Origin of the sequence: Helicobacter apodemus (genome assembly GCF_000765745.2) — a bacterium.
In the GTDB taxonomy this organism is placed as follows: domain Bacteria; phylum Campylobacterota; class Campylobacteria; order Campylobacterales; family Helicobacteraceae; genus Helicobacter_D; species Helicobacter_D apodemus.
Map to the genome: position 1 here is coordinate 20,845 of NZ_JRPC02000023.1, position 20,343 is coordinate 41,187.

24 protein-coding genes are annotated in these 20,343 nt (G+C 31.0%); 9 read left to right on the forward strand and 15 right to left on the reverse strand.

The window, feature by feature from the left end:
• Window positions 1-15: 15 nt before the first annotated feature.
• Genes argC through LS72_RS08490 form a run of 5 tightly spaced genes read left to right on the forward strand, consistent with a single transcriptional unit; the run spans window position 16 to window position 5,643 of the window.
• The gene (gene argC / locus LS72_RS08470) at window positions 16-1,026 is read left to right on the forward strand and encodes an N-acetyl-gamma-glutamyl-phosphate reductase (RefSeq protein ID WP_138155263.1); all 1,011 of its coding nucleotides are present in this window, start codon (window positions 16-18) and stop codon (window positions 1,024-1,026) included.
• Window positions 1,016-1,753, forward strand: coding sequence for a UDP-2,3-diacylglucosamine diphosphatase (locus LS72_RS08475; protein WP_034554519.1), 738 nt, complete (start codon window positions 1,016-1,018; stop codon window positions 1,751-1,753). The genes argC and LS72_RS08475 overlap by 11 nt, the downstream gene beginning before the upstream one ends.
• On the forward strand, window positions 1,754-2,728 hold the full coding sequence (locus tag LS72_RS08480; RefSeq protein ID WP_034554520.1) for a chemotaxis protein: 975 nt from the start codon (window positions 1,754-1,756) through the stop codon (window positions 2,726-2,728).
• A 27-nt stretch (window positions 2,729-2,755) separates the two neighbouring features.
• Window positions 2,756-5,152 carry a hybrid sensor histidine kinase/response regulator gene (locus tag LS72_RS08485; protein ID WP_034554521.1) on the forward strand — a complete coding sequence of 799 codons (2,397 nt, stop codon included), beginning with the start codon at window positions 2,756-2,758 and terminating at the stop codon, window positions 5,150-5,152.
• Window positions 5,152-5,643, forward strand: a complete 492-nt coding sequence (locus LS72_RS08490; RefSeq protein WP_034554522.1) for a chemotaxis protein CheW — start codon at window positions 5,152-5,154, stop codon at window positions 5,641-5,643. The genes LS72_RS08485 and LS72_RS08490 overlap by 1 nt, the downstream gene beginning before the upstream one ends.
• 17 nt (window positions 5,644-5,660) lie before the next feature.
• Here LS72_RS08490 and LS72_RS08495 read toward each other — a convergent pair whose 3' ends face one another.
• Genes LS72_RS08495 through LS72_RS08520 form a run of 6 tightly spaced genes read right to left on the reverse strand, consistent with a single transcriptional unit; the run spans window position 5,661 to window position 10,637 of the window.
• Window positions 5,661-6,656 (reverse strand): hypothetical protein, encoded by a 996-nt coding sequence (locus tag LS72_RS08495; protein ID WP_238700781.1) that lies wholly within the window; start codon window positions 6,654-6,656, stop codon window positions 5,661-5,663.
• Window positions 6,638-7,762, reverse strand: coding sequence for a dihydropteroate synthase (folP, locus tag LS72_RS08500; RefSeq protein WP_034554523.1), 1,125 nt, complete (start codon window positions 7,760-7,762; stop codon window positions 6,638-6,640). The genes LS72_RS08495 and folP overlap by 19 nt, the downstream gene beginning before the upstream one ends.
• A gap of 21 nt (window positions 7,763-7,783) precedes the next feature.
• Window positions 7,784-8,410: a DNA polymerase III subunit delta' gene (locus tag LS72_RS08505; protein ID WP_034554525.1), complete on the reverse strand. Its 627-nt coding sequence runs from the start codon at window positions 8,408-8,410 to the stop codon at window positions 7,784-7,786.
• A 2-nt stretch (window positions 8,411-8,412) separates the two neighbouring features.
• A complete protein-coding gene (locus tag LS72_RS08510; protein ID WP_034554526.1) occupies window positions 8,413-8,958 on the reverse strand; it encodes a HobA family DNA replication regulator in 546 nt (181 codons plus the stop codon).
• A complete protein-coding gene (locus LS72_RS08515) occupies window positions 8,958-10,163 on the reverse strand; it encodes an aspartate kinase (RefSeq protein WP_138155264.1) in 1,206 nt (401 codons plus the stop codon). Before LS72_RS08515 ends, LS72_RS08510 begins: the two co-directional genes overlap by 1 nt.
• Complete coding sequence (locus LS72_RS08520; protein WP_034554334.1) at window positions 10,164-10,637, reverse strand: RNA pyrophosphohydrolase; 474 nt, start codon at window positions 10,635-10,637, stop codon at window positions 10,164-10,166. It lies immediately after the preceding gene.
• Window positions 10,638-10,779: 142 nt separating this feature from the next.
• Here LS72_RS08520 and LS72_RS08525 point away from each other — a divergent pair, with 142 nt between their 5' ends.
• The 3 genes from LS72_RS08525 to ung are packed head-to-tail and all read left to right on the forward strand — an operon-like array spanning window position 10,780 to window position 12,412.
• Window positions 10,780-11,427 carry a TetR/AcrR family transcriptional regulator gene (locus LS72_RS08525; protein WP_034554336.1) on the forward strand — a complete coding sequence of 216 codons (648 nt, stop codon included), beginning with the start codon at window positions 10,780-10,782 and terminating at the stop codon, window positions 11,425-11,427.
• The gene (gene gatC, locus LS72_RS08530) at window positions 11,427-11,717 is read left to right on the forward strand and encodes an Asp-tRNA(Asn)/Glu-tRNA(Gln) amidotransferase subunit GatC (RefSeq protein ID WP_034554337.1); all 291 of its coding nucleotides are present in this window, start codon (window positions 11,427-11,429) and stop codon (window positions 11,715-11,717) included. Before LS72_RS08525 ends, gatC begins: the two co-directional genes overlap by 1 nt.
• A complete protein-coding gene (gene ung / locus LS72_RS08535) occupies window positions 11,717-12,412 on the forward strand; it encodes a uracil-DNA glycosylase (protein WP_034554338.1) in 696 nt (231 codons plus the stop codon). Before gatC ends, ung begins: the two co-directional genes overlap by 1 nt.
• On the opposite strand, the gene LS72_RS08540 is transcribed toward ung, so the two are convergent.
• The 9 genes from LS72_RS08540 to truB are packed head-to-tail and all read right to left on the reverse strand — an operon-like array spanning window position 12,409 to window position 19,036.
• Window positions 12,409-13,149 (reverse strand): OmpA family protein, encoded by a 741-nt coding sequence (locus tag LS72_RS08540; protein WP_034554340.1) that lies wholly within the window; start codon window positions 13,147-13,149, stop codon window positions 12,409-12,411. The genes ung and LS72_RS08540 overlap by 4 nt on opposite strands.
• A complete protein-coding gene (locus LS72_RS08545) occupies window positions 13,149-15,746 on the reverse strand; it encodes a hypothetical protein (protein ID WP_034554342.1) in 2,598 nt (865 codons plus the stop codon). The genes LS72_RS08540 and LS72_RS08545 overlap by 1 nt, the downstream gene beginning before the upstream one ends.
• A complete protein-coding gene (locus tag LS72_RS08550; protein WP_034554343.1) occupies window positions 15,747-15,926 on the reverse strand; it encodes a hypothetical protein in 180 nt (59 codons plus the stop codon). It abuts the gene before it with no gap.
• The gene (locus LS72_RS08555; RefSeq protein ID WP_034554345.1) at window positions 15,926-16,312 is read right to left on the reverse strand and encodes a biopolymer transporter ExbD; all 387 of its coding nucleotides are present in this window, start codon (window positions 16,310-16,312) and stop codon (window positions 15,926-15,928) included. The genes LS72_RS08550 and LS72_RS08555 overlap by 1 nt, the downstream gene beginning before the upstream one ends.
• Before the next feature lie 24 nt (window positions 16,313-16,336).
• Window positions 16,337-16,771: a TonB-system energizer ExbB gene (exbB, locus tag LS72_RS08560; protein ID WP_034554347.1), complete on the reverse strand. Its 435-nt coding sequence runs from the start codon at window positions 16,769-16,771 to the stop codon at window positions 16,337-16,339.
• A gap of 9 nt (window positions 16,772-16,780) precedes the next feature.
• Complete coding sequence (gene smpB / locus LS72_RS08565) at window positions 16,781-17,239, reverse strand: SsrA-binding protein SmpB (protein WP_034554349.1); 459 nt, start codon at window positions 17,237-17,239, stop codon at window positions 16,781-16,783.
• Window positions 17,236-17,988 (reverse strand): 4-(cytidine 5'-diphospho)-2-C-methyl-D-erythritol kinase, encoded by a 753-nt coding sequence (locus LS72_RS08570; RefSeq protein ID WP_034554350.1) that lies wholly within the window; start codon window positions 17,986-17,988, stop codon window positions 17,236-17,238. The genes smpB and LS72_RS08570 overlap by 4 nt, the downstream gene beginning before the upstream one ends.
• Window positions 17,985-18,218, reverse strand: a complete 234-nt coding sequence (gene csrA, locus LS72_RS08575; RefSeq protein WP_034554352.1) for a carbon storage regulator CsrA — start codon at window positions 18,216-18,218, stop codon at window positions 17,985-17,987. The genes LS72_RS08570 and csrA overlap by 4 nt, the downstream gene beginning before the upstream one ends.
• On the reverse strand, window positions 18,212-19,036 hold the full coding sequence (gene truB, locus LS72_RS08580; protein ID WP_034554354.1) for a tRNA pseudouridine(55) synthase TruB: 825 nt from the start codon (window positions 19,034-19,036) through the stop codon (window positions 18,212-18,214). Before truB ends, csrA begins: the two co-directional genes overlap by 7 nt.
• Window positions 19,037-19,074: 38 nt before the next feature.
• Here truB and LS72_RS08585 point away from each other — a divergent pair, with 38 nt between their 5' ends.
• On the forward strand, window positions 19,075-19,515 hold the full coding sequence (locus LS72_RS08585) for a hypothetical protein (RefSeq protein WP_034554355.1): 441 nt from the start codon (window positions 19,075-19,077) through the stop codon (window positions 19,513-19,515).
• Window positions 19,516-20,343 lie beyond the last annotated feature (828 nt).

Genomic DNA, 20,343 nt, shown 5'->3' on the forward strand with positions numbered 1-20,343 from the left:
ATTTAAGGAAAAATAATGAAAATTGCTGCTTCTATTATTGGAGCTGGAGGTTATACAGGGCTAGAGCTTATAAAGCTACTTATTAATCACCCCATTTTTGAACTCGTATCTATTTATGGCACAGAATATCATGAAGAATTAAGCACCCTTTATCCTAGTTTTAAAAAAATTCTTTCAATGCCAGTTTTACAGACCAATATCCAAAGTATTGTTCAAAGTTCTAAGGCTGTTTTTTTAGCATTGCCTCATCAAAAAGCTATGGAATACATTAAAATACTCTCAAAATACGAAATTAAAATTATTGATTTATCAGCAGATTATCGATTATCTCTTAATCAATATGAAGCTTTTTACACACGACATCTTGATGCAGAAAATCTTAACAATGCTATTTATGGTCTCCCAGAATACAACCGCTCTTTGATTGCTAAAAGTAACTTAATAGCAAATCCAGGTTGTTACCCAACAGCCTCACTTTTAGCCATATTGCCTTTTATTCCTTATTTAGATAACACACAGACGCTTTATATTGATGCAAAAAGTGGCGTAAGTGGAGCGGGTAAAAAACTTGTTCATGCCTCACATTTTGTAAATATTAATGAAAATCTTTTTGCATATTCTCCTATCACTCATCGGCATTCACCTGAAATTGATGAACAAATCACAAAAATTACCAAGACCTCTATCAAAATCCTTTTTGTCCCCCACCTTATTCCGCTTACTAGAGGAATGCTTGTCTCCATTTATGCTAGACTCAAAGAGATTATTAATCCTTTAGAAATACTCCAACAACATTATAAAGAAGAAAATTTTATTAGAATCTGTGATCATTGTGTCAAAATTAAAAATGTTGTAGGAACGCATTTTTGTGATATTTATGCCAAAAATGATGGGAAGGATTTATTTATTACTGCAAGTATTGATAATCTTTTACGAGGTGCTAGCTCACAAGCAGTAGCTAATGCAAATTTAATGTGTGGTTTAGAAGAAACTTTAGGTTTGCCAAAAATTGCCTATGTTCCCTAATCTTATAACTATTAAAGAGAATGCTATATTTATTGCTGATTCTCATCATCATAGCCTTTATCGTAATACTTTAGATAAATTTTTTCAATCTCTCCTGCTTCTCCCTAGAAGACAAATCTTTTTAATGGGAGATATTTTTGATTTTTTAGTTGGTGATATTTCTCAATGCTTAAAAGATAATCAAAAAACACTAAATATTTTAGAGCAACTTGCCTTAAAACATGAAATCTATTATTTAGAGGGAAATCACGATTTTCTCCTACAAACAATCCCTGCTTTTAAAAATATTCGTTGTTTTTCTATCCAATCTCAACCTATTTGCTGTTTTTTAAACCAAAACAAAGTTTATTTGGCCCACGGGGATATTCTCTTATCGTGGCATTATAGATTTTACACAATATTAATACGTCAAAAAATCACTATTAAATTTTTACATCTCTTTAAAAATATCCTTTATCCTTTCTTAATTAATCATTTAAAGAAAAAGACGCTAAAAGAATCCTCTAAGGATTCTTCACATTTCATTACTCAAAGAATCTTAAATTATATTAAGCAATATAATATTCAACAACATTCTTATATTATTGAAGGGCATTTTCATCTTAATAAAAATGTAAATTTTCATACTATGAACTATATTGGACTACCTCTTTTTGCTTGTAAAAAAAAATATTTTGTTGTAGAATATGAGAATAATTACCTATCCTTAAAAATGAAGGAGTTTTAGTTGGCAAGTTTTGAAAAACAAGATACTTTAAAAGCAAGCAGTAATGAAATAGAGCTTGTTGATTTTCGAATTTATAAATTAGAGAAAGGTAAAATTTATGAAGGAATTTATGGGATTAATGTCGCTAAAGTTAATGAGATCATCCGCCTACCACACTTAACTGAATTACCTGGTGCACCTGAATATATTGAAGGTATTTTTGATTTGCGTGGGATTGTCATTCCTGTGATTAACCTTGCAAAATGGATGCATGTGGAAGTCCCAAAAAACAAAAAAATTAAGCCTCGTGTTATTATAGCAGAGCTTAATGATATTGTAATTGGCTTTATTGTTCATGAGGCAAAACGTATTCGAAGAATCAATTGGAAAAATATAGAACCCGCTAATTTTAGCTCCTCATCTAGCACAAATTCAAAATTAGATAAGGGAAAAATTACAGGTATTACACGAATTGATGGAGGGGAAGAAGTTTTACTAATTCTTGATTTAGAAAGTATCATTCAAGATTTAGGTCTTTACCGTCCAGAAATTAACGCTGATCGTAGTTATACACAATTTGGAGGTTTAGCACTAATTTTAGATGATAGTGCAATTGCACGAAAAATTACCAAAGAATTTTTAGAAAAAATGGGCTTTGATGTTACAGAAGCTAATGATGGAGAGGCTGGTTTAGAAAAACTTGAAAAACTTTATGAAAATTATGGTGAAAAACTTTCGCAATTCTTAAAAGTTATCATTTCGGATATTGAAATGCCAAAAATGGATGGTTTTCATTTTGCCAAAAAGGTTAAAGAAGACCCAAGATTTGCTAAATTTCCTATTATCTTTAGTTCCTCTATTAGTGATAAATTTAGTAAAGAAAAAGGTGAAAAAGCAGGAGGAGAATCTTATCTTGTGAAATTTGATGGAAATAAACTTCACGATGAGATTTCAAAAATTGTTAGTAAATATGATAAAGAATTAGAAAAGTTCTAATTTATACTTTAAAAGAAAGGGATTTATATGGATGAAATGCAAGAAATAATGGAAGACTTTTTAATCGAAGCATTTGAAATGATTGAACAGCTCGATCAAGATTTAGTTGAGTTAGAAACTAGACCAGAGGATTTAGATTTACTCAATAGAATTTTTAGAGTTGCTCATACTATTAAAGGTTCAGGTTCATTTCTAAACTTTTCAGTTCTTACTCATCTTACACACCATATGGAAGATGTTTTAAACAAAGCAAGACATGGGGAATTAACAATTACTCCTGATATTATGGATATTGTTTTAGCTTCTATAGATTTTATGAAAAAACTTCTTAATGCAATCCGTGATACAGGAACAGATGCAAATACAGGTTTAGATTCAGATATTGCTGTAGTTGTAGAAAAACTTGATGCCATATCAAAAGGAGAATCGCTATCGACTCAAACGTCTGCAGTAGAATCTCCAGTTGCTGATACTATACCCATAGAAGAAGAGCCTGAACTTGATTATGCCAATATGTCTCCAGAGGAAATCGAAAAAGAGATTGATCGACTACTTAGTAAGCGTCAAGAAGAAGATAAAAGAAAAAGGCAGCAAAAAAAAGCAGAGGGCAAGAGCGAAGAAATTCAAGCTCCAGTAGAAATTAAAGAAAATGCTCCAGTTACTCCTGAACCCGAAATTGCTACTGCTACACCAGTAGCATCCACTCCTGCAAAGCCTGTAGCTACTACAAAAGCCCCCCCTAAAACAACAACTCCATCGCAAGATACTAAAGCTCCTGCTACTGCTGTTGAACAGACTATTCGGGTTGATGTTAAAAGGTTAGATAGCTTAATGAATCTTATTGGTGAGCTTGTATTAGGAAAGAATCGACTGATTAAAATCTACAATGATGTAGAAGAGCGGTATGAAGGGGAAAAGTTCTTAGAAGAACTTAATCAAGTTGTGGCAAGTGTTTCTATGGTAACAACTGATATTCAATTAGCAGTTATGAAAACAAGAATGCTACCTATTGGGAGAGTTTTTAATAAATTTCCAAGAATGGTTAGGGATCTCTCAAGAGAGGTTGGTAAAAACATTGAACTTATCATTAGCGGAGAAGAAACAGAACTAGATAAATCTATCGTTGAAGAAATAGGCGACCCTCTTGTGCATTTGATTAGAAACGCTTGTGATCACGGAATAGAAACCAAAGAAGAAAGGGTTGCTGCGGGAAAAAGTGAGCAAGGGACTGTGGAATTAAAAGCTTATAATGAGGGGAATCATATTGTTGTTGAAATAAAAGATGATGGAAAAGGAATGGATCCAGAAGCTCTCAAAGTTAAAGCAATTGAAAAAGGACTTATTAGCGAAAAAGAAGCAGATACTATGAGTGATAAGGAGGCTTATTCTTTAATTTTTAAAGCTGGTTTCTCCACAGCAAAAGTCGTTACAAATATTAGCGGACGTGGTGTTGGTATGGATGTTGTAAAGACTAATATTGAAAAACTCAATGGTATTATTGATGTAGAAAGTGCTTTTGGAGAAGGCACCACTTTAAAACTCAAAATTCCTCTTACACTTGCTATTATTCAATCTTTACTAGTTGGTGTGCAAGAAGAATATTACGCTATTCCGCTTGCTTCTGTTATCGAAACTGTTAGAATCTCTCAAGATGAAATTTACACGGTAGAAAACAAAAGTGTTTTAAGACTTAGAAATGAAGTGCTTCCACTTGTGAGATTAGCAGATATTTTTGGGGTCAATGCTGTTCTTGATAATTCTGAACAAGCCTATGTTGTAGTAATTGGTCTTGCGGAAAATAAAATAGGAGTAATTGTTGATTTTCTCATTGGGCAAGAAGAAGTTGTTATTAAATCACTTGGCTCTTATCTCAAAGGAACTGAAGGAATTGCTGGTGCAACCATTCGAGGAGATGGTAGAGTAACGCTTATTGTAGATATTGCAGCAATGATGCAGATGGCAAAACAAGTTAAAGTTAGCATTAGTAATCTCATACAAGAAAATGAATCTAAAAAAGGAAAAAGTGCTCCTAGCGATTACCAAGTTTTAATTGTGGATGATTCAATGACTGATAGGGCTATTATGAAAAAATCGCTTAAACCTCTAGGAATTACTTTAACAGAAGCCACAAATGGGGTAGAAGCACTAGATATAGTTAAAAATGGAGATAAAACTTTTGATGCTATTTTAATTGATATTGAAATGCCTAAAATGGACGGCTATACATTAGCGGGTGAAATTAGGAGATACGCTAAGTTTAAAAATCTACCACTTATTGCCGTTACAAGTAGGACAAGCAAAACTGATAGAATGCGTGGAGTTGAATCAGGTATGACAGAATACATTACTAAACCCTACTCTCCAGAATACTTAATGAATGTTGTAAAAAGAAATATCAAATTTACTATGGAGGTAACTGAATAATGAGTAATCAATTACAAGATATTCTACAAAAACAACAAGAGCAAAAAAAACCAGCTGCAGAGAATGAAGATGTTATTCAACTTGTAGCTTTTGTTGTAGGCTCTGAAGAATTTGCTTTACCCATCTTAACTATTCAAGAGATTATCAAACCTTTTGAATATACTAGAGTTCCAGGAGTTCCAAATTATGTTTTAGGTGTATTTAATATGCGTGGTTGGGTTATTCCTTTGATTAATTTACGTCTCAAGTTTGGATTACCTTTTGAAAAACCGACAGAGGATACACGTTATATTGTTATTAAAATTCAAGAAGAGAGAGCGGGATTTGTTATTGATAGATTGACAGAAGCTGTAAGAATTAAAGAATCAGATGTAGATCCCACTCCTGAAACCATTAGTCAAGATGAAAGCCTAATTTATGGAGTAGGCAAAAAAGATGATAGGTTAATTACTATTTTACGACCTGAAGAGCTTCTAAAACGTACTTTTTAGACTTTCTATTGTTAGAATTATTTAGGCTTATGATTTCGTAGTAAAATATTATATCTTTGTTGTAAAATCGGATTATTAGAAAGGTCAAAATTATCAATAATCTTTTTTACATCTCTTTCATCCAACAAATCTAGAGCTTCTTTTAATAGGATACTAAAAGCTAATTCATCTTCACTATTAACAATTTCAGCAAATTTCTTTGTATAATCCTTAATTAATGTTTTTTCTTCATTTTCCCTATCTTTATCCTTTAGCAAAACCGCTTCTATATTTTTTAAAACAACAATTTTTTTATTTTTAAGAACAGCCTTTTTATAAGCATTGGTTAAAGACATAATACGTTCTATAATCTGATTCTTTTTATCTTCATCTTCATAATATTCCTCATAATTCTCATATAAAAAATCAGGGAAATAATCATGAATAATTTCAAATTTTAGTTGGGATATTTTAGTAAATTTGCTTTGATTATTATTTTTTTTCATTGTATGAATAATATCTCTTAAAAAAGCAATATCCTCTCGTTTTTTGCTATAAATACTCATTTGTTCATATTGTTCTTCAGGTGGATATTCCCTACATAATTCTTCTATTTCTTCTAATAAACTTTCTTGGTAGTATCTATACACTAATTCTATAATCTGTGTTATTTGTTTATAATACTTTTCGCTAACTTGGGACAAAACTAATTCGACAGCTTCATTCAGTCCATAAAAAGCAAAGATTTTTTCAATAGCTTCATAAAGTGTAAAAAAATCTATTTCTTCTTTTATAGCGTGGGATATATTCTCTAATTCCTTGCTAATATACTCACTTGTATTATCAGAAATAATCTCCACTTGCTTCTCGCTAGGCATCATTTCTAAAAACTCTAAGATTCTATTTTTACTGATTTTTTTTGATAATTGAATAAGCTCTCTTGTTGACATTACTTCTAAGGTTGCTTTAGAATACCCATAATTAGATAATTGGTAAATCATCTCTTTTCGTTCAATCAATGTAACTCCTGCCAAACCCTTAAGGCTTGAATATGCTCTTTGGTATCGTGGCACCGAATAATATTAGCCCCATTATTGAGTGCTTCTAAATGAATGGCTAAAGTGCCAGCTAAACGCTCATTAACATTAGATGGAATAATTTTATCAATCATAGATTTACGACTAGCACCCACTAAAAGTGGATAACCAAAATGAAAAAAATGCTTTAAATGCTTGATTAGTTCGCAGTTATGCTCTAAGGTTTTTCCAAACCCAATCCCGACATCTAATATAATATGTGTGTTTCCATTTTTATAAAGTTTTTCTATTTGTCGCATAAAAAAACTATCAATTTCTAAAAATAAATTTTCATATTGCGGATTATATTGCATTTCTTTAGGGTTTCCTTGCATATGCATAATCACACATTCACATTCATAACCACGAACAGCTTCAAGCATTTTTGGGTTTGTAAATCCTGTAATATCATTAACCACGCAAAAACCATTTTCTAAACAAAGCCTTGCAACTTCTGGAGTGTAAGTATCAATACTAAATTTTACCTTGTTTATTAAATTTTCTGCAACAATGAATTCTACAATAGGTTTAATCCTACTCCTCTCTTCCTCTGCATTTATCCAAGCACTTCCAGGACGAGTAGAGGCGCCACCAATATCAATAATATCAACACCCTCCTCTATCATTTCTAAGATTCGTTTTCTAGCACTTTGTAAGTTTTGCCTGGAATATTCATAAAAACTATCAGGGGTTACATTAATAACCCCCATAATACCAAAAGGATATTCTAATTCTTTGAAGTGCTTCTTAATTACTAAAGCAAGATTTTTTAACCCAAAAGGTTGAATTTGCAACTTTTTTAAAAGCACTTTAGCTTGAGATTTGGTAATCATCAAAATCCCATCATAAAACTCTTTAGCATAGACTATGGCATCTTTTGGGAGAGCAAAATCTCCTCCACAAGCTAAAGCTTCTTGTTTAAGAATATTTGCTGCAGGCGCCTTAATACCATAAAGATAAAAACTAAAAATCTCATCTTTTAAGGAGAGTATCTCATAACCTATTCCATCACAATGAAGTTTTTTTAATTCCTTTTTGCAGTTTTTTAATCGCTTCACAAACATATTATTCCCTAATGATGACTTCTAAAGTCTAAAATTTCTTTGTTTAACTTTTAAAACCATCAATAATAGCACTAATAAAATATTATGATGTTTTTCTTTTTGGCTATCCCACACTAGAGCTTCTTCAAATACCCTATGTTCTTGCTCATTAAAAAATAGCCCACTTTTGATACAATCCATATATAAAGCTTCAATCTCTGATTTTCTCTCGCTGCTCCCAAACTCTTTTTGCCTTTCTTTTAAAAAATCATAAACTTTTTGGAGATTTAAAGTTTGAATCTCTAAAGGAAATGGGGGTAAAGGAGTTTTTTGTATTTTATTCATAATAGGGATTCTTGAACGTATTGTTGGCAATAATAAAGATTTCATTTTTGTAAAGAGGATAAAAATAATTTGGCTTGGTGGCTCCTCTAAAACCTTTAAAAGAGCATTTTGCGCAGGAATATTAAAGCTATTTGCGGCAATTACAAGTGTCTTTATTCCATTACTTGCAATATAACTCTCATCAATAATAGCCCTAGCTATTTCTATATTCAAATCCTCTGCACAAAAAAGTCTAAAAAACTGGGGATTATTATTCTCATAATAAATATTTGCTTCTTCTATGGGGTTTTTAGTCAATAAAATATGGCTAAAAGGATATTGCATATTTATTCCAAAGAGATGCGCCCAAACATTGCTGCATCAATAGTTAAATTAAAGATTCTAAACATTTGCATAAGTTTAATATCTATAAGAGGATCTGTAGATTGCAAAGTAAAACTATTTTGTAAATTAGTATCAAATAGCCATAAAAATCCATCTTCACGATTAAACACAAATTTAGCCCTTGGTGCATCATTTCTCCCAACATACCAAAAGAAATAACGTCGCATAAAAATATTATCAAAATAATCATCAATAAGAGCCATTTCTGTATCATCTTTATGGAATTTGTCAATTTGAGGAAATAAAGAATGAATGCTTAGTATGGGCAAATAAGGACGATTGCTATTTTTATTAATAGAATTAATAATATAATGGATAAACCATTCCCTATCCCTATCAGTAATTAAAATCAAACTCTCACCATTAAACATTCTTTGTAAAGTTCTCTTAATAAGAGGAATCCACTCAAACTTACGCTCTTCTAACCAAGTAGGACGACTTACATCGTGCCGAAGCGTATGAATGGTCCAAGAAGCAATATCTTGCATTATTTTTCTAATTTATAAATGCTATGTAGTGTCCTAATAGCAAGTTCTGAATATTTAAGTTTAATAATCATAGAGATTTTAATCTCACTTGTGCTAATCATCATAATATTGATATTATCCTCCGCTAGTGCTTGAAAAGCTTTAGCGGCTACTCCACTATGAGACTTCATACCTACACCCACAATAGAAACTTTTGCAATATCAGAATCATAATCAATACTTTCAACATTATCTTCAAAAGATTTTAAAACGCGTTTGGTATTTTCTAATTCTACTTCTGGGATGGTAAAGTCTAAATCTGTTTTTCCATCTCTACCAATGGTCTGCACAATCATATCAACATTAATATTGGCCTCTGATAATGTCCCAAAAATCTCTGCAGCAATACCAGGTCTATCCTCTACATTACAAATACTCACTCTAGCTTGATTCTTATCTAGTGCAATCCCACTAACAATTGGGTGTTCCATAATTAACTCCTCTTTAGTAATTAATGTGCCCTCATTATGATTAAAACTATTTCTTGTAACTAAATTAACATTGAGTTTTTTTGCCATTTCAACCGAGCGATTAAGTAAAACTTTAGCACCCATTGAAGCAAGCTCTAACATCTCATCATAACTAATCTTATCAATTTTTTTAGCTTTAGGTTCGATTCTAGGATCTGTAGTATAGACCCCATCAACATCGGTATAAATCTCGCATAAATCTGCCTCTAAAGCCCCCGCTAAAGCAACAGCGGATAAATCACTCCCTCCCCTTCCTAGTGTTGTTACTTCACCTTTAGAAGTAACACCTTGAAAGCCTGCAACCACTACAATATAATCCTTAGCTAATAATGCATTTAACCTTGAAGTATCAATCATTTGAATCCTAGCTTTTGTATGGGAATTATCTGTAATCATACCCGCACCTCTACCACTTAAAGAAATTGCTTTATAGCCTAATTCTTCTAAAGCAATCGCTAAAAGCGCACTTGTAATCCTCTCACCCGCACTCAAAACCATATCCATTTCGCGTTCATTAGGCAGTTTAGAAAAAAATTTTGTATAACCTAAAAGTTTATCGGTCTCTCCACTCATTGCTGAAACCACTACAACAAGACTATGCCCCGCTTTTTTGGTTTCTACAACACGAGCAGCAACATTTTGAATCTTCTCACAATCCCCAACACTTGTGCCACCATATTTTTGAATAATTAGCATTTATAAATACCCTTTCTTTTTAAAATACTCTAAAACCTGCTTATAGACGGGTCGTTTAAAATAAGTGATATAATTAAAAACTTCATCAATTGTTACAAATTTATATTCATCAAATTCTGGTTCTTCTGTATGGATATTGATACTCCCCTCCTCTTTTAAACGCACTAAAAAATATTTTTGTATTTGTCCATCATAAGGATACATTTTTTTGACAACTAAAGGAGGAAAATCATAACTAATCCATTGAGGATATTCTGCGATAATATCTATAGCATCTGTCCCTATTTCTTCTTTAAGCTCACGATATAAGGCTTCTTTAGGGGTTTCTGTTTTATCAATTCCCCCTTGAGGAAATTGCCAAGCATTTTTAATATCAGTGCGACTTGCGATAAATAATTCACAAATAAGAGGGTATTTTGGAGAGAGTATAATAGCAGCTACATTAGGGCGATAAGTTTTTGTTTCTTTTTTCACTAATATTCCTAACCAAAATATTTCTCTAATAATAATTTAAAACTTTTTAAACGCAGTTTATATTAAGTTTAATTTTTATAAAATCTTGAATATTTCTTTAATTATCAATATAAGGTAATAAACAAAATCATTAAGGCTTCTCTTGCAAAAGCAAACATTATCAAAAAAATCTCAAGAAAAATATAACAAGATTCTTAAAATAGCTTTTAAACTTTTTTTAAAGTATGGTTATGCTAAAACAAGCCCACAAATGGTTATAAAACAAACAGAGGGTTCATTAGCCACCATCTACAAACTCTTTGGGGATAAAAAAACTTTATTTTTAGAATCCCTAAAATATGGCACGAAAGATTTTATGGAAGCACTAGATAATAATCTCTCTCGTATTGATAAGTCTAATTTAAGTTTAGAAGATTTTTTAAAAAAATATGCACAAAATCTTTTTAATGAGATGTTTCAAAAAGATTCTATTGCTCTACAACGTATTATTATCATAGAGGGGTATCATCAACCAGAGATTTTTAAAATTTTTGAAGCTGTTTGTATTAAAAAAGCAAATTTCTACCTTATAGAAGGGTTGAAAATTTATTGTCAAAAAAACAATTTAAAAATCAAAAATCTTGAAGAAGCTCAAGATTTTTTTATCAATCAAATCATTCATCCCTATTTTTATTATATAATTTCCAATTCAAGCTATACTCCTCCAAGGACCAAAGAGGAGATAGATAAAATTATCCAAAGAGGCGTTAAAATGTTTATGTTTTATTTAAAAAATTATGAGGAGTTTTAATGAGTATTGATACCGATCTTTTAATGCATTTGCAAAAACTAGCAAATATCACCTTAAAGACAGAAGAAATAGAAAAAATCAAAGATAACTTAAATGAAATTATAAATTTTATTGAAAATATCAATAACCTTGATTTGGAGGACATTCCTACTTTCTTTAGCCAAAGAACGACTGCTTTAACTATGCGGGATGATATTCCTATTAATAATCCTAGGGTAGCTCAAGATATTTTAAAAAATGCTCCAAAAAGCGAAAATAACTTTTTCATCGTGCCTAAAATTATTGAATAATGGAAAAATTAAGCATTTCTTTAGATAAAATCCAGATGGATTCTTCTTGGAAAGAATTCCTTAAAGAAGAATTTTTTAAGCCCTATTTTTTAGAAATAAAACAACATTTTATTCAAGCAAAACAAAAAGGGGCTATCATATATCCTCCCGCCCCACTCATCTTTAACGCCTTTAATCTCACACCACTCCCAAGCTTAAAAGTTGTTATTTTAGGACAGGATCCCTATCATAATAAATCCCAAGCAATGGGACTTTCTTTTTCAGTTCCTAAAAATATCCCTCTCCCCCCCTCTCTTAAAAATATTTATAAGGAATTAAATGAGGATTTAGGGACACCCCCCTCTAGTAATGGTGATTTAAGTAAATGGGCAAAACAAGGCGTGCTACTTCTTAATAGTATTTTAAGTGTAGAGGAGAATAAACCCGCCTCTCATCAACATTTTGGTTGGCATCTCTTTACGGATGATGTTATAAAAAAAATTAGTCAAGAAAAAGAGGGGATTATATTTTTATTATGGGGAAATTATGCAAGGGCAAAGAATAATCTTATTGATAACAAAAAACATTTTATATTAGAAGCCGCTCACCCATCTCCACTTGCTAAAAGTGGTTTTTTAGGCTGCAAACATTTCTCAAAAACCAACAAAATATTACAAGAACAAGGTAAAGTCCCTATTGATTGGCAAATTGACTAAAAACTCTCCATAGGCATTTGCAATTCTTTATTAATATTTAAAATTTTTAAAATCTTTTGATCGCTCTTTGTTAGAGTTTTGAACTCTACTCTACGCGATAATTCTTGACTTTCAAGAGGTTTGGCAAAAGAAAGTCCATTAGCCCGCAAAACCTTAATAAGCCATTGTTTATGAGGACTAATATTGGTATATTCAAAACAATATTTTAAAACTTCTAAAGCTCTTGCTTGTGATAATTCAGCATTTGCTAAATACCTAACCTCTAAGCTATCAGTATTTTTCCACTCTGTAGAAGTGTGTCCCTCAATCCTAATCTCTTCAATATCATCTTTATATTTTTCTTGACTTAAAATCTTAATATATCGTGGAAAAAAATCATCTAATATTTCTTTAAAACGTATTTTAACAACTTTTTGCCCTTGATCAAACAAAATATCCGGCTCTCTAAAACGTACGGTATTATCGGTATCAATTTCTGCATTCCATTCTTCTAGGTTATTAGAAAACTCCGCAATTAAATCATTATAAAGTTTCACTTGTAAGTTTTGATGAGTTTTAGCTATATCACTCATTTGTCTATTAAGCTCTAAAAGTTCAGCATTTTGCAAGGCAAGCCTTTTTTCTGTGGAACTAATAACCACCATATAAGAAACCGCAACGAGCAAAAATATCATCATAATCCCTGCCATCATATCCGAGATACTAATCCATTCACTACCCTTGCTATTGCTTATCATTAGTTTCTTGCTCCCATAAGCTCTTTTATTCTACGCAAAAACCATTCATAATCCTGACGAAACCCTAGAGTAATATTAGATAATGCACTATCAAGATCCCCTAAGGATTTACAAAGATTCTCATTTAAGTTTGAAGTTTGAAATAAAGAAGAAGTAATATTTTCTTGCATAATTTTTAAAATCCCATCAATTTCTTTACGATTATTCTCTAAAGAATGATAAGTTTCATCTAAAGCTAAACCTAAATTTTTTTGCAAATTATTAAATTCATTTAAAAGCTCTGCACTTGCATTTTTTGGTAATTCTAAACTTTTCTTCGTTAAGAGTGAGAGCATTTCCATATAACCTTTTGCCATAGATTCTAAAGAATCTTTGATTTTTGCTTCTAAGCTAGAATATTGCTTAATAACTTCTTTAGAATGCGAATCTAATTGCGTTTTAGAATTTTGCAATAATTCTTTTGTAAAGTTTTGGGTTGTTTTTGCAATAACTCTCAAATATTCCTGTAAGTCGTTTTGTAAATTTTGATGACTTTGTAAGGTTTGGTCGTATTTTTTCTTCAATTCTTCAAAACTCTTTTGGTTTAAAGTCATAAGTTGATTTTGATAGCTTGTTGTTGTATTTTTCAAATACGCAGCTAAAGCTTCTAAAGCATTTTTATAAGATTCTCCAAAGCTACTACGCATTTGGTCTTGAAATTCCCTATTACATTCACTACCCTTTTCAATCATCGCATTAATATGTTGCCTAAACCCATTTATATTATGCTGCATTAGATCTTCAAAACTCTTTGTATGCTGTTTGTTATACTCTAAAATACGATGGATACTATTATGCATTGTATCAGCAGTTTTATTGAGGCTTTGCGTAATAGTTTCATTACTATGTATAAAAGATTTTTCTATGTTTTGAGTGCTTTGGCTAAGGGTATTAGCAGTATCATTTAGGAGTGTATCAAGACTTTTAGTAGTTGTTGTCATAGTAGATTCAATCTCTTTTGAAAGTCCTATTAATGCTTCTTTATTAGTTTTAAAATTTTCCTCTAAAGTTTTAGTGGTATTGCCTAAGAGGGTATCAAAACTAACAATAGCATTCCTAATATGCTCTTCAATAGTATAAAAATCTTTGCTAAGTTGCTCACTTGTCTTTTGGCTTACTTCTTGCAAGCTTGTATTAGCTTTGTCTAAAGAAAGTTCCATATTTTGTATATGCTTAATAAGTAAATCATCACTTCTTTTTGTTTGGCTCTCCATAAGTAGTAAAGATTCCCTTTGGGTATTATCTAGCTTTTGCAAAGTATTATCAAAAATTTCCCTAATTCCTCCTATTTTCTCTTCAATCTTAAGCTGTATTTGTGTTATCATTTCCGCATTTTTTTCTTTTAGCACTAAATCATTAGCGTAAATTTCTTGCGTGTAGTGTTGGATTTCATCTTTGATAGCTAATGTAAAGTTTTGAATATTTTCTTTATTTTGTGTTAAGTATTGTTGATTAAAGTTTTCAAATTGTTGTTGAAGATTAGTTAGATTATCGCTAGTTTTTTGATAATCTTCCTCTAGCACTTTTAAGTTAATAGTTAATAATTCTTGCGTGTTGCTCTGATGTTCTTTAAGGCTTTGTTTGAAAAACTCCCTTAAAGTTTCAAGATTTATTTTTGTTAAATCTAAAGTTTGAGAATGGGAATCCTCTAAGGTTTTTGTCAATTTTTCTACGCAATGCAAGGCTTTACTTGCGTCTTCGTGCATTGTAGAAAATCCGGCTAATAGGTGAGATAATTTTTCATTTTCTATTCTTGAAGCTTCAATACTATGGGCTAAAGATTCATAAACTCTCAAAATCTCCTCATCGCGTTTAGTAATTAATTCCAAAGAGTTTGTAGAGCTTTCAAAAACACATAAAGTGTTTTTTAAATGCTCCCCTAGACTTTCTACAGAGTCTTTATAATCCTCTTGCCACTTAACCATTGAAGAAACCGCATTATTAAGCTCCTTAAAGTTATCTCCAAATTGATCGCTAATGCGTTGATTAAAATCTTTAATAACTCCCTCTAAAGCAGCAATTAACTCTTTAGAAGCCCCTTGCGCTAAATGGTGCATTGCTTCTTTTAAGGATTGATTAGTAGTTTGAAAAGATTCTTTTAACACAAGAAAATTTTGGGATTGTATTTGGTAATAATTCTCTTGCAGTTTATGGGTTTGTTTATTTTGCTCTAAAATCTTTGAGAGATTTTCTAAATCCGTTAATTTATCCAATTTAGAGATTTGAAGTGAAAAATACTCTAGCATATTTTCAAAATCACTTTTAACTGCTTTGCTCTTTTGTATGATAGCAAGTAAAATAGCTAATCCCATACCTAAAATCGAAGTATAAAAAGCAATTTTTAATCCCCCCAACAAAAAAGGCACAGAGCTTTCAATATTCACAACATCAAAATTTTGTAACCCCACAAATATACCTACAAAAGTCCCCAAAACCCCAGTGCTCATAATAATGGATTTAAAATCGCGATGCTTTTGCTTCCCATAACTAATAAAATCCCAAATCGCCAGTGCAACCATAATGAGGGTAAAAATTATATTAATGGCAATGTTTTCCATTTACTTCCTTTTTCTCCTCTTATCATTATCAAAACGTTCATCATCTAACCAATCAGGCTTTTGAATAGTAGGTCTTTTACGATTTATCATATAAAGCATAAACCGAATCACAAAAACTAGCATAACAAAGGTAATAATTGCAGAAATAATAGTCCCTAAATCATAGCTTTCTCTAAACATTAGGGTTGCTCCACTTCAATATCTACATTCATCCTATCAATCTTATTAAGCATTCCAATAAGTGCAATAAACTTTTCAAAATAACTCTTAGAATCACCCCTTAATAAAATCGCTGTATCCTTTGGCATTTCCAATAATGCTAACTCTAGTGCTTCTAAAGTCGTTTGATTTTTATCTAAAAAATAATTTCCTTTTTCATCAATAGTAATTTCTACTTGTTTTAAATCTTGAGTAATCTCACTAGCTCCTTGTGCTTGGGGAAGATTAATAGGAATCTTACCTTGTGCAATGAAAGTTGCACTTGTTAGCACAATTACAAGCAACACAAGCATAATATCAATAAATGGGACAACATTAATAGTATCCATTCTTTTTGCATTCTTCATTTTTACTCTTTTATTTATCTTTTTTTAATCTTTTTCTTTTAAAGCTTCCCATTTAGCGATTAAAACTTCACTCTGCCTAAGCAAAAAATTATAAAAAACAATAAAAGGAATCGCTACAAGCAATCCTCCAGCAGTTGCGTATAAAGCTAAAGCAAGACCTGTCATAATAGCCCCTGTATCCACTACCCCAGATTGTCCAATTTGAACAAAAGTTAAGATAATTCCAAAAACTGTCCCTAATAGCCCAACATAAGGTGCATTAGAACCTATTGTTGCAATAAGCGTTAAGTTTTTAGATAAATCAACTTCTAACTCTACTTTTTTATTATAAGATTTAAGCATAATGCTACGATAGAATAAAACACGTTCTATAATAGCCCATAAAGCAATGATACTCATCGCTAACAAAACACCAAAAATTCCATATTCTACAATATCTTTTAAAGCTAATCCAAACAAATTTACTCCTTACTTTTTATAAAATTCTTTTAAGCTCTGTGCAATCTCTCTTTTTTGAATCTTTCCTTTAAGACTTTCTCGTTTATCGTGGAGATTCTTGCCTTTTGCTAAGGCAATTTCAAGTTTTGCTTTATTTGTTTTATTAAAATAAATCTTTAAAGCTACAATACTCATTCCTGCTACTTGAGTTTTCCCAAAGAGTTTATCAATCTCTTTTCTATGCAAAAGTAACTTTCTAGGACGTTTTTCATCAGGCTTGTAATAAGGATTGGTTGTCCCTAATGTTGCAATATGGGCTTGAAACAAAAAAGCTTCACCTTGGATAATTTTAACAAAGCTATCTTTTAAATTTACCCTTGCCTCACGAATAGATTTTACCTCACTACCCTTTAATTCAATCCCTGCTTCATATTTTTCTAAAATAAAAAAATCATAATTAGCCTTTTTATTGGTTGCAATTATCTTCATACTGCTCTCCAAAAACAACTGCCACTACCACTTAAAAAAAACCCTTCCTTAACCCAATGATTAAGATTAGGGTAAATTTTAAGTAAAGGGGCTAATAAATCATTAATCTCAAAAGCAGATTTTTCTAAAATTTTATTATTCTCTAAATAAAACCAATTTTCTTGACTAGGCTTATAAAAGTTTTTAGAATATTCCTCATAGATTTGAGCGGTATTACTAGGAATATTAGGATTTACAATCTCTACTTTTAAAGCTTCTTCATCATAAAATTCCACTACTTCTCCTCTCCCACTTACATTAGCCATTGTATATCCACTGACAAAAAAAGGCACATCACTCCCAACTCTGCTTCCAATTTCACAAAGCCTTTCTCTCTCCAAATCAAGCTTGCAAAAATCATTCACCCAACACAAAAAACTTGCCGCATTAGAACTTCCTCCGCCTAATCCCCCACCACTTGGTATTTTTTTATTAACAACTACTTGTAAATGTGAAAGGATTTCTCTTTGTTGTTGGTTTAAAAAAGGCAAAATCTCTTTATAAGCTCTATAAATAGTATTTCTGTCTAAAGAACAATCAAAATTTCCTAATATTTCAAACTCTTTAGAATCTAAGCTTATCTCCATCTCATCATACAAGTCTTTATAAAGCATAAAACGCGAAGAAAGCGTATGATAATCTTGACCTTTGTAAGCCATTTTACCCGTGATTTTCAAAAAAATATTAATTTTTGCAAAAGATTTTATCATAAACTTCTTTTCTTAGCACCCATTAACTTGCCAATATAATCCCCTTGCTTACTAAGAGATTTTTTATTCTCCTCTAAAATAGCTAATTTCAATTCTTCACGCAAAATCAATAGATTAGGGGGAGCTTCAAATCCTAATTTTACATTTCCTTTATCAATGGAGACAACCTTAATAACGATATTATCACCAATACTGATACTTTCATTTTCTTTTCTTGATAAAATCAACACAAGGAAATCCTATTTACTAAATATTCTATATTTTTTTCTTGGTATAAAATTATAGAAAAAAATTCCTCAAATTTTACTATATATTTACCTTCTTTGTAAATTTTTAAATCCTCTTTAGAGATTCTTTTTCCATTAAAAACAGCTTCTTTAAGATTCTCTTGACACTTAATAATAGGAAAAGGCAAAATATCCAAAGGATTTAGTTTTTTTTCATTTTGATAGACTAATCCCCCCTCACTTAATCGCTCCAAATAACTAAGTGAGCCAAAACAATCAAGCTCTCTAGCGATTAATTCTCCTAAAGAGCGGATATAGCTGCCCTCACTCACCCAAACTTTAAAACTTAAAAAAGGATGAGAGTAATTTAAAAATTCTATTTTAAAAACTTCCATTTCTTGAGCTTTTAAAACCACATTCCCCCCTGCTCTAGCAATTTCATAAGCTTTTTTTCCATTAATTTTTTTCGCACTATATTTTGGCGGGATAAAAGAGACTTTACCACAAAAACTTTGCAACAAAGATTCTAGCCTCTCTTCTTTAAATCTCTTAATATTATGAATCTTTTTAATTCCTTCAATATCTAAGGTATCACTCTCTAATCCTAGCCAAAGTGTAGCTTGATAAACTTTAGGATTCTTATCTAAAAATGTAAAAAGTCTTGTATATCTCCCATAAGCAATGATTAAAGTCCCACAAGCAAAAGGATCTAAAATCCCGCTAAACCCAGCTTTTTTAACCTTATCACGTTTTTTAAGCTGACTTAAATAAGCATTAGAAGAAATAAAGAGAGGTTTTTTGGCAACAAAGATACAATTCAAACTTTCCCTTTAAGCTATAATTATTAAAAAGGATTTTTATGAAAAAGATTTTATCATTTTTTCTTTTAGGGTTTATACTCTATGGTTGCTCTTATAAAGAAAATATCGCCACACAAACCCCGCTTATCCCATACCCTATGATTATTTATCAAAGCACCTCTAGCACTTCTCCTATCCCACAAGATTTAATCCAAACTTTCCAAAACCGCTTCAAAATACTTTTTAATCAAAACTCCGATAATGCCATTACGCAAGTAGAATATTTTTTCACAGATTTTTATAATGAATCTCAAGGGGATTTTTCACCTAATGCTTCTTTTTCAAGGATTGCAAGATATATCTTTACACTCCATATTAAAATCTCATACCCCAACAATATAACAAAAATCCTAAAAAGAGATTATGAATTTCCAGTTATAAGCTTCAATCCCCTTTATGATTCACATTTTGATAAACTCATTTTAGAATCCTTAAAATAACGCAATTAAAAGAATACTCTTAAGAATCGATATTTTAGAGTTTCATTTCCTATCTTTAAAAGCTCTTGATGGGTCTTTTTATTCTTCAATAACTCATTGAAATGAAATCCAACCCCACCAAAAGCAATTATTATAAAGAAAATAAGAATCCTAGAATTTATATGGATAAATGTTTCTTGAACTTTATAATAATTCCTTTGATACTCTTTGTAAAATTCTTTTATATTTCAAACTAAAAGATTAAAATAAGACTAAAAAACTTTTAAATAAGAATAATCAATAAAACAAATCAATAAAAACAAAATATCTAAACAAAGTAAGTAAAACCAACCAACCCTAACCAAACAATAACCCCACTAAAGCTTTCTTATATACAACAAAAGAAAGCTTGATTGAAACTAAATAAAACCCTTAAAAGATAAAGTAAGTAATACTAACTAAGAGTAAATAAAAGCACTAAGCTTTATTGACTCTTAATCATTATCTTTGGTTTAGTGTGGTTTTTAAGTATTATCTTTACTATGTATGAGAGTAACTAAGAGTAAGTAAGACTAAATAAAAGTAAGTAAAAGCAACTAACCCTAACCAACCAATAACCCTACTAAAGTTTTCTTATATACAATAAAAGAAAGCTAATGATAAAGAACTTATCTTATACTTTATTGTAAGATTAGGTTTAATTACTAGGGAATAAGTTTAAGTAAGGGTATAAATAGAGATGGAAGTATCCCCCTACCACATATAATTAAACTTCCCATATCCTGTATGCATAGTTGTATTCTTAGTCCAATTCATCCCATAATTTAAAGAGAAATAAAAAGCATCATT

What these genes read in the sequence shown, in the direction of transcription:
- argC (WP_138155263.1), top strand. Translation starts at nt 16, where the DNA reads ATGAAAATTGCTGCTTCTATTATTGGAGCTGGAGGTTATACAGGGCTA.
- LS72_RS08475 (WP_034554519.1), top strand. Translation starts at nt 1,016, where the DNA reads ATGTTCCCTAATCTTATAACTATTAAAGAGAATGCTATATTTATTGCT.
- LS72_RS08485 (WP_034554521.1), top strand. Translation starts at nt 2,756, where the DNA reads ATGGATGAAATGCAAGAAATAATGGAAGACTTTTTAATCGAAGCATTT.
- LS72_RS08490 (WP_034554522.1), top strand. Translation starts at nt 5,152, where the DNA reads ATGAGTAATCAATTACAAGATATTCTACAAAAACAACAAGAGCAAAAA.
- folP (WP_034554523.1), bottom strand. Translation starts at nt 7,762, where the DNA reads ATGTTTGTGAAGCGATTAAAAAACTGCAAAAAGGAATTAAAAAAACTT.
- LS72_RS08505 (WP_034554525.1), bottom strand. Translation starts at nt 8,410, where the DNA reads ATGCAATATCCTTTTAGCCATATTTTATTGACTAAAAACCCCATAGAA.
- LS72_RS08510 (WP_034554526.1), bottom strand. Translation starts at nt 8,958, where the DNA reads ATGCAAGATATTGCTTCTTGGACCATTCATACGCTTCGGCACGATGTA.
- LS72_RS08515 (WP_138155264.1), bottom strand. Translation starts at nt 10,163, where the DNA reads ATGCTAATTATTCAAAAATATGGTGGCACAAGTGTTGGGGATTGTGAG.
- gatC (WP_034554337.1), top strand. Translation starts at nt 11,427, where the DNA reads ATGAGTATTGATACCGATCTTTTAATGCATTTGCAAAAACTAGCAAAT.
- ung (WP_034554338.1), top strand. Translation starts at nt 11,717, where the DNA reads ATGGAAAAATTAAGCATTTCTTTAGATAAAATCCAGATGGATTCTTCT.
- LS72_RS08540 (WP_034554340.1), bottom strand. Translation starts at nt 13,149, where the DNA reads ATGATAAGCAATAGCAAGGGTAGTGAATGGATTAGTATCTCGGATATG.
- LS72_RS08545 (WP_034554342.1), bottom strand. Translation starts at nt 15,746, where the DNA reads ATGGAAAACATTGCCATTAATATAATTTTTACCCTCATTATGGTTGCA.
- LS72_RS08550 (WP_034554343.1), bottom strand. Translation starts at nt 15,926, where the DNA reads ATGTTTAGAGAAAGCTATGATTTAGGGACTATTATTTCTGCAATTATT.
- LS72_RS08555 (WP_034554345.1), bottom strand. Translation starts at nt 16,312, where the DNA reads ATGAAGAATGCAAAAAGAATGGATACTATTAATGTTGTCCCATTTATT.
- smpB (WP_034554349.1), bottom strand. Translation starts at nt 17,239, where the DNA reads ATGAAGATAATTGCAACCAATAAAAAGGCTAATTATGATTTTTTTATT.
- LS72_RS08570 (WP_034554350.1), bottom strand. Translation starts at nt 17,988, where the DNA reads ATGATAAAATCTTTTGCAAAAATTAATATTTTTTTGAAAATCACGGGT.
- LS72_RS08585 (WP_034554355.1), top strand. Translation starts at nt 19,075, where the DNA reads ATGAAAAAGATTTTATCATTTTTTCTTTTAGGGTTTATACTCTATGGT.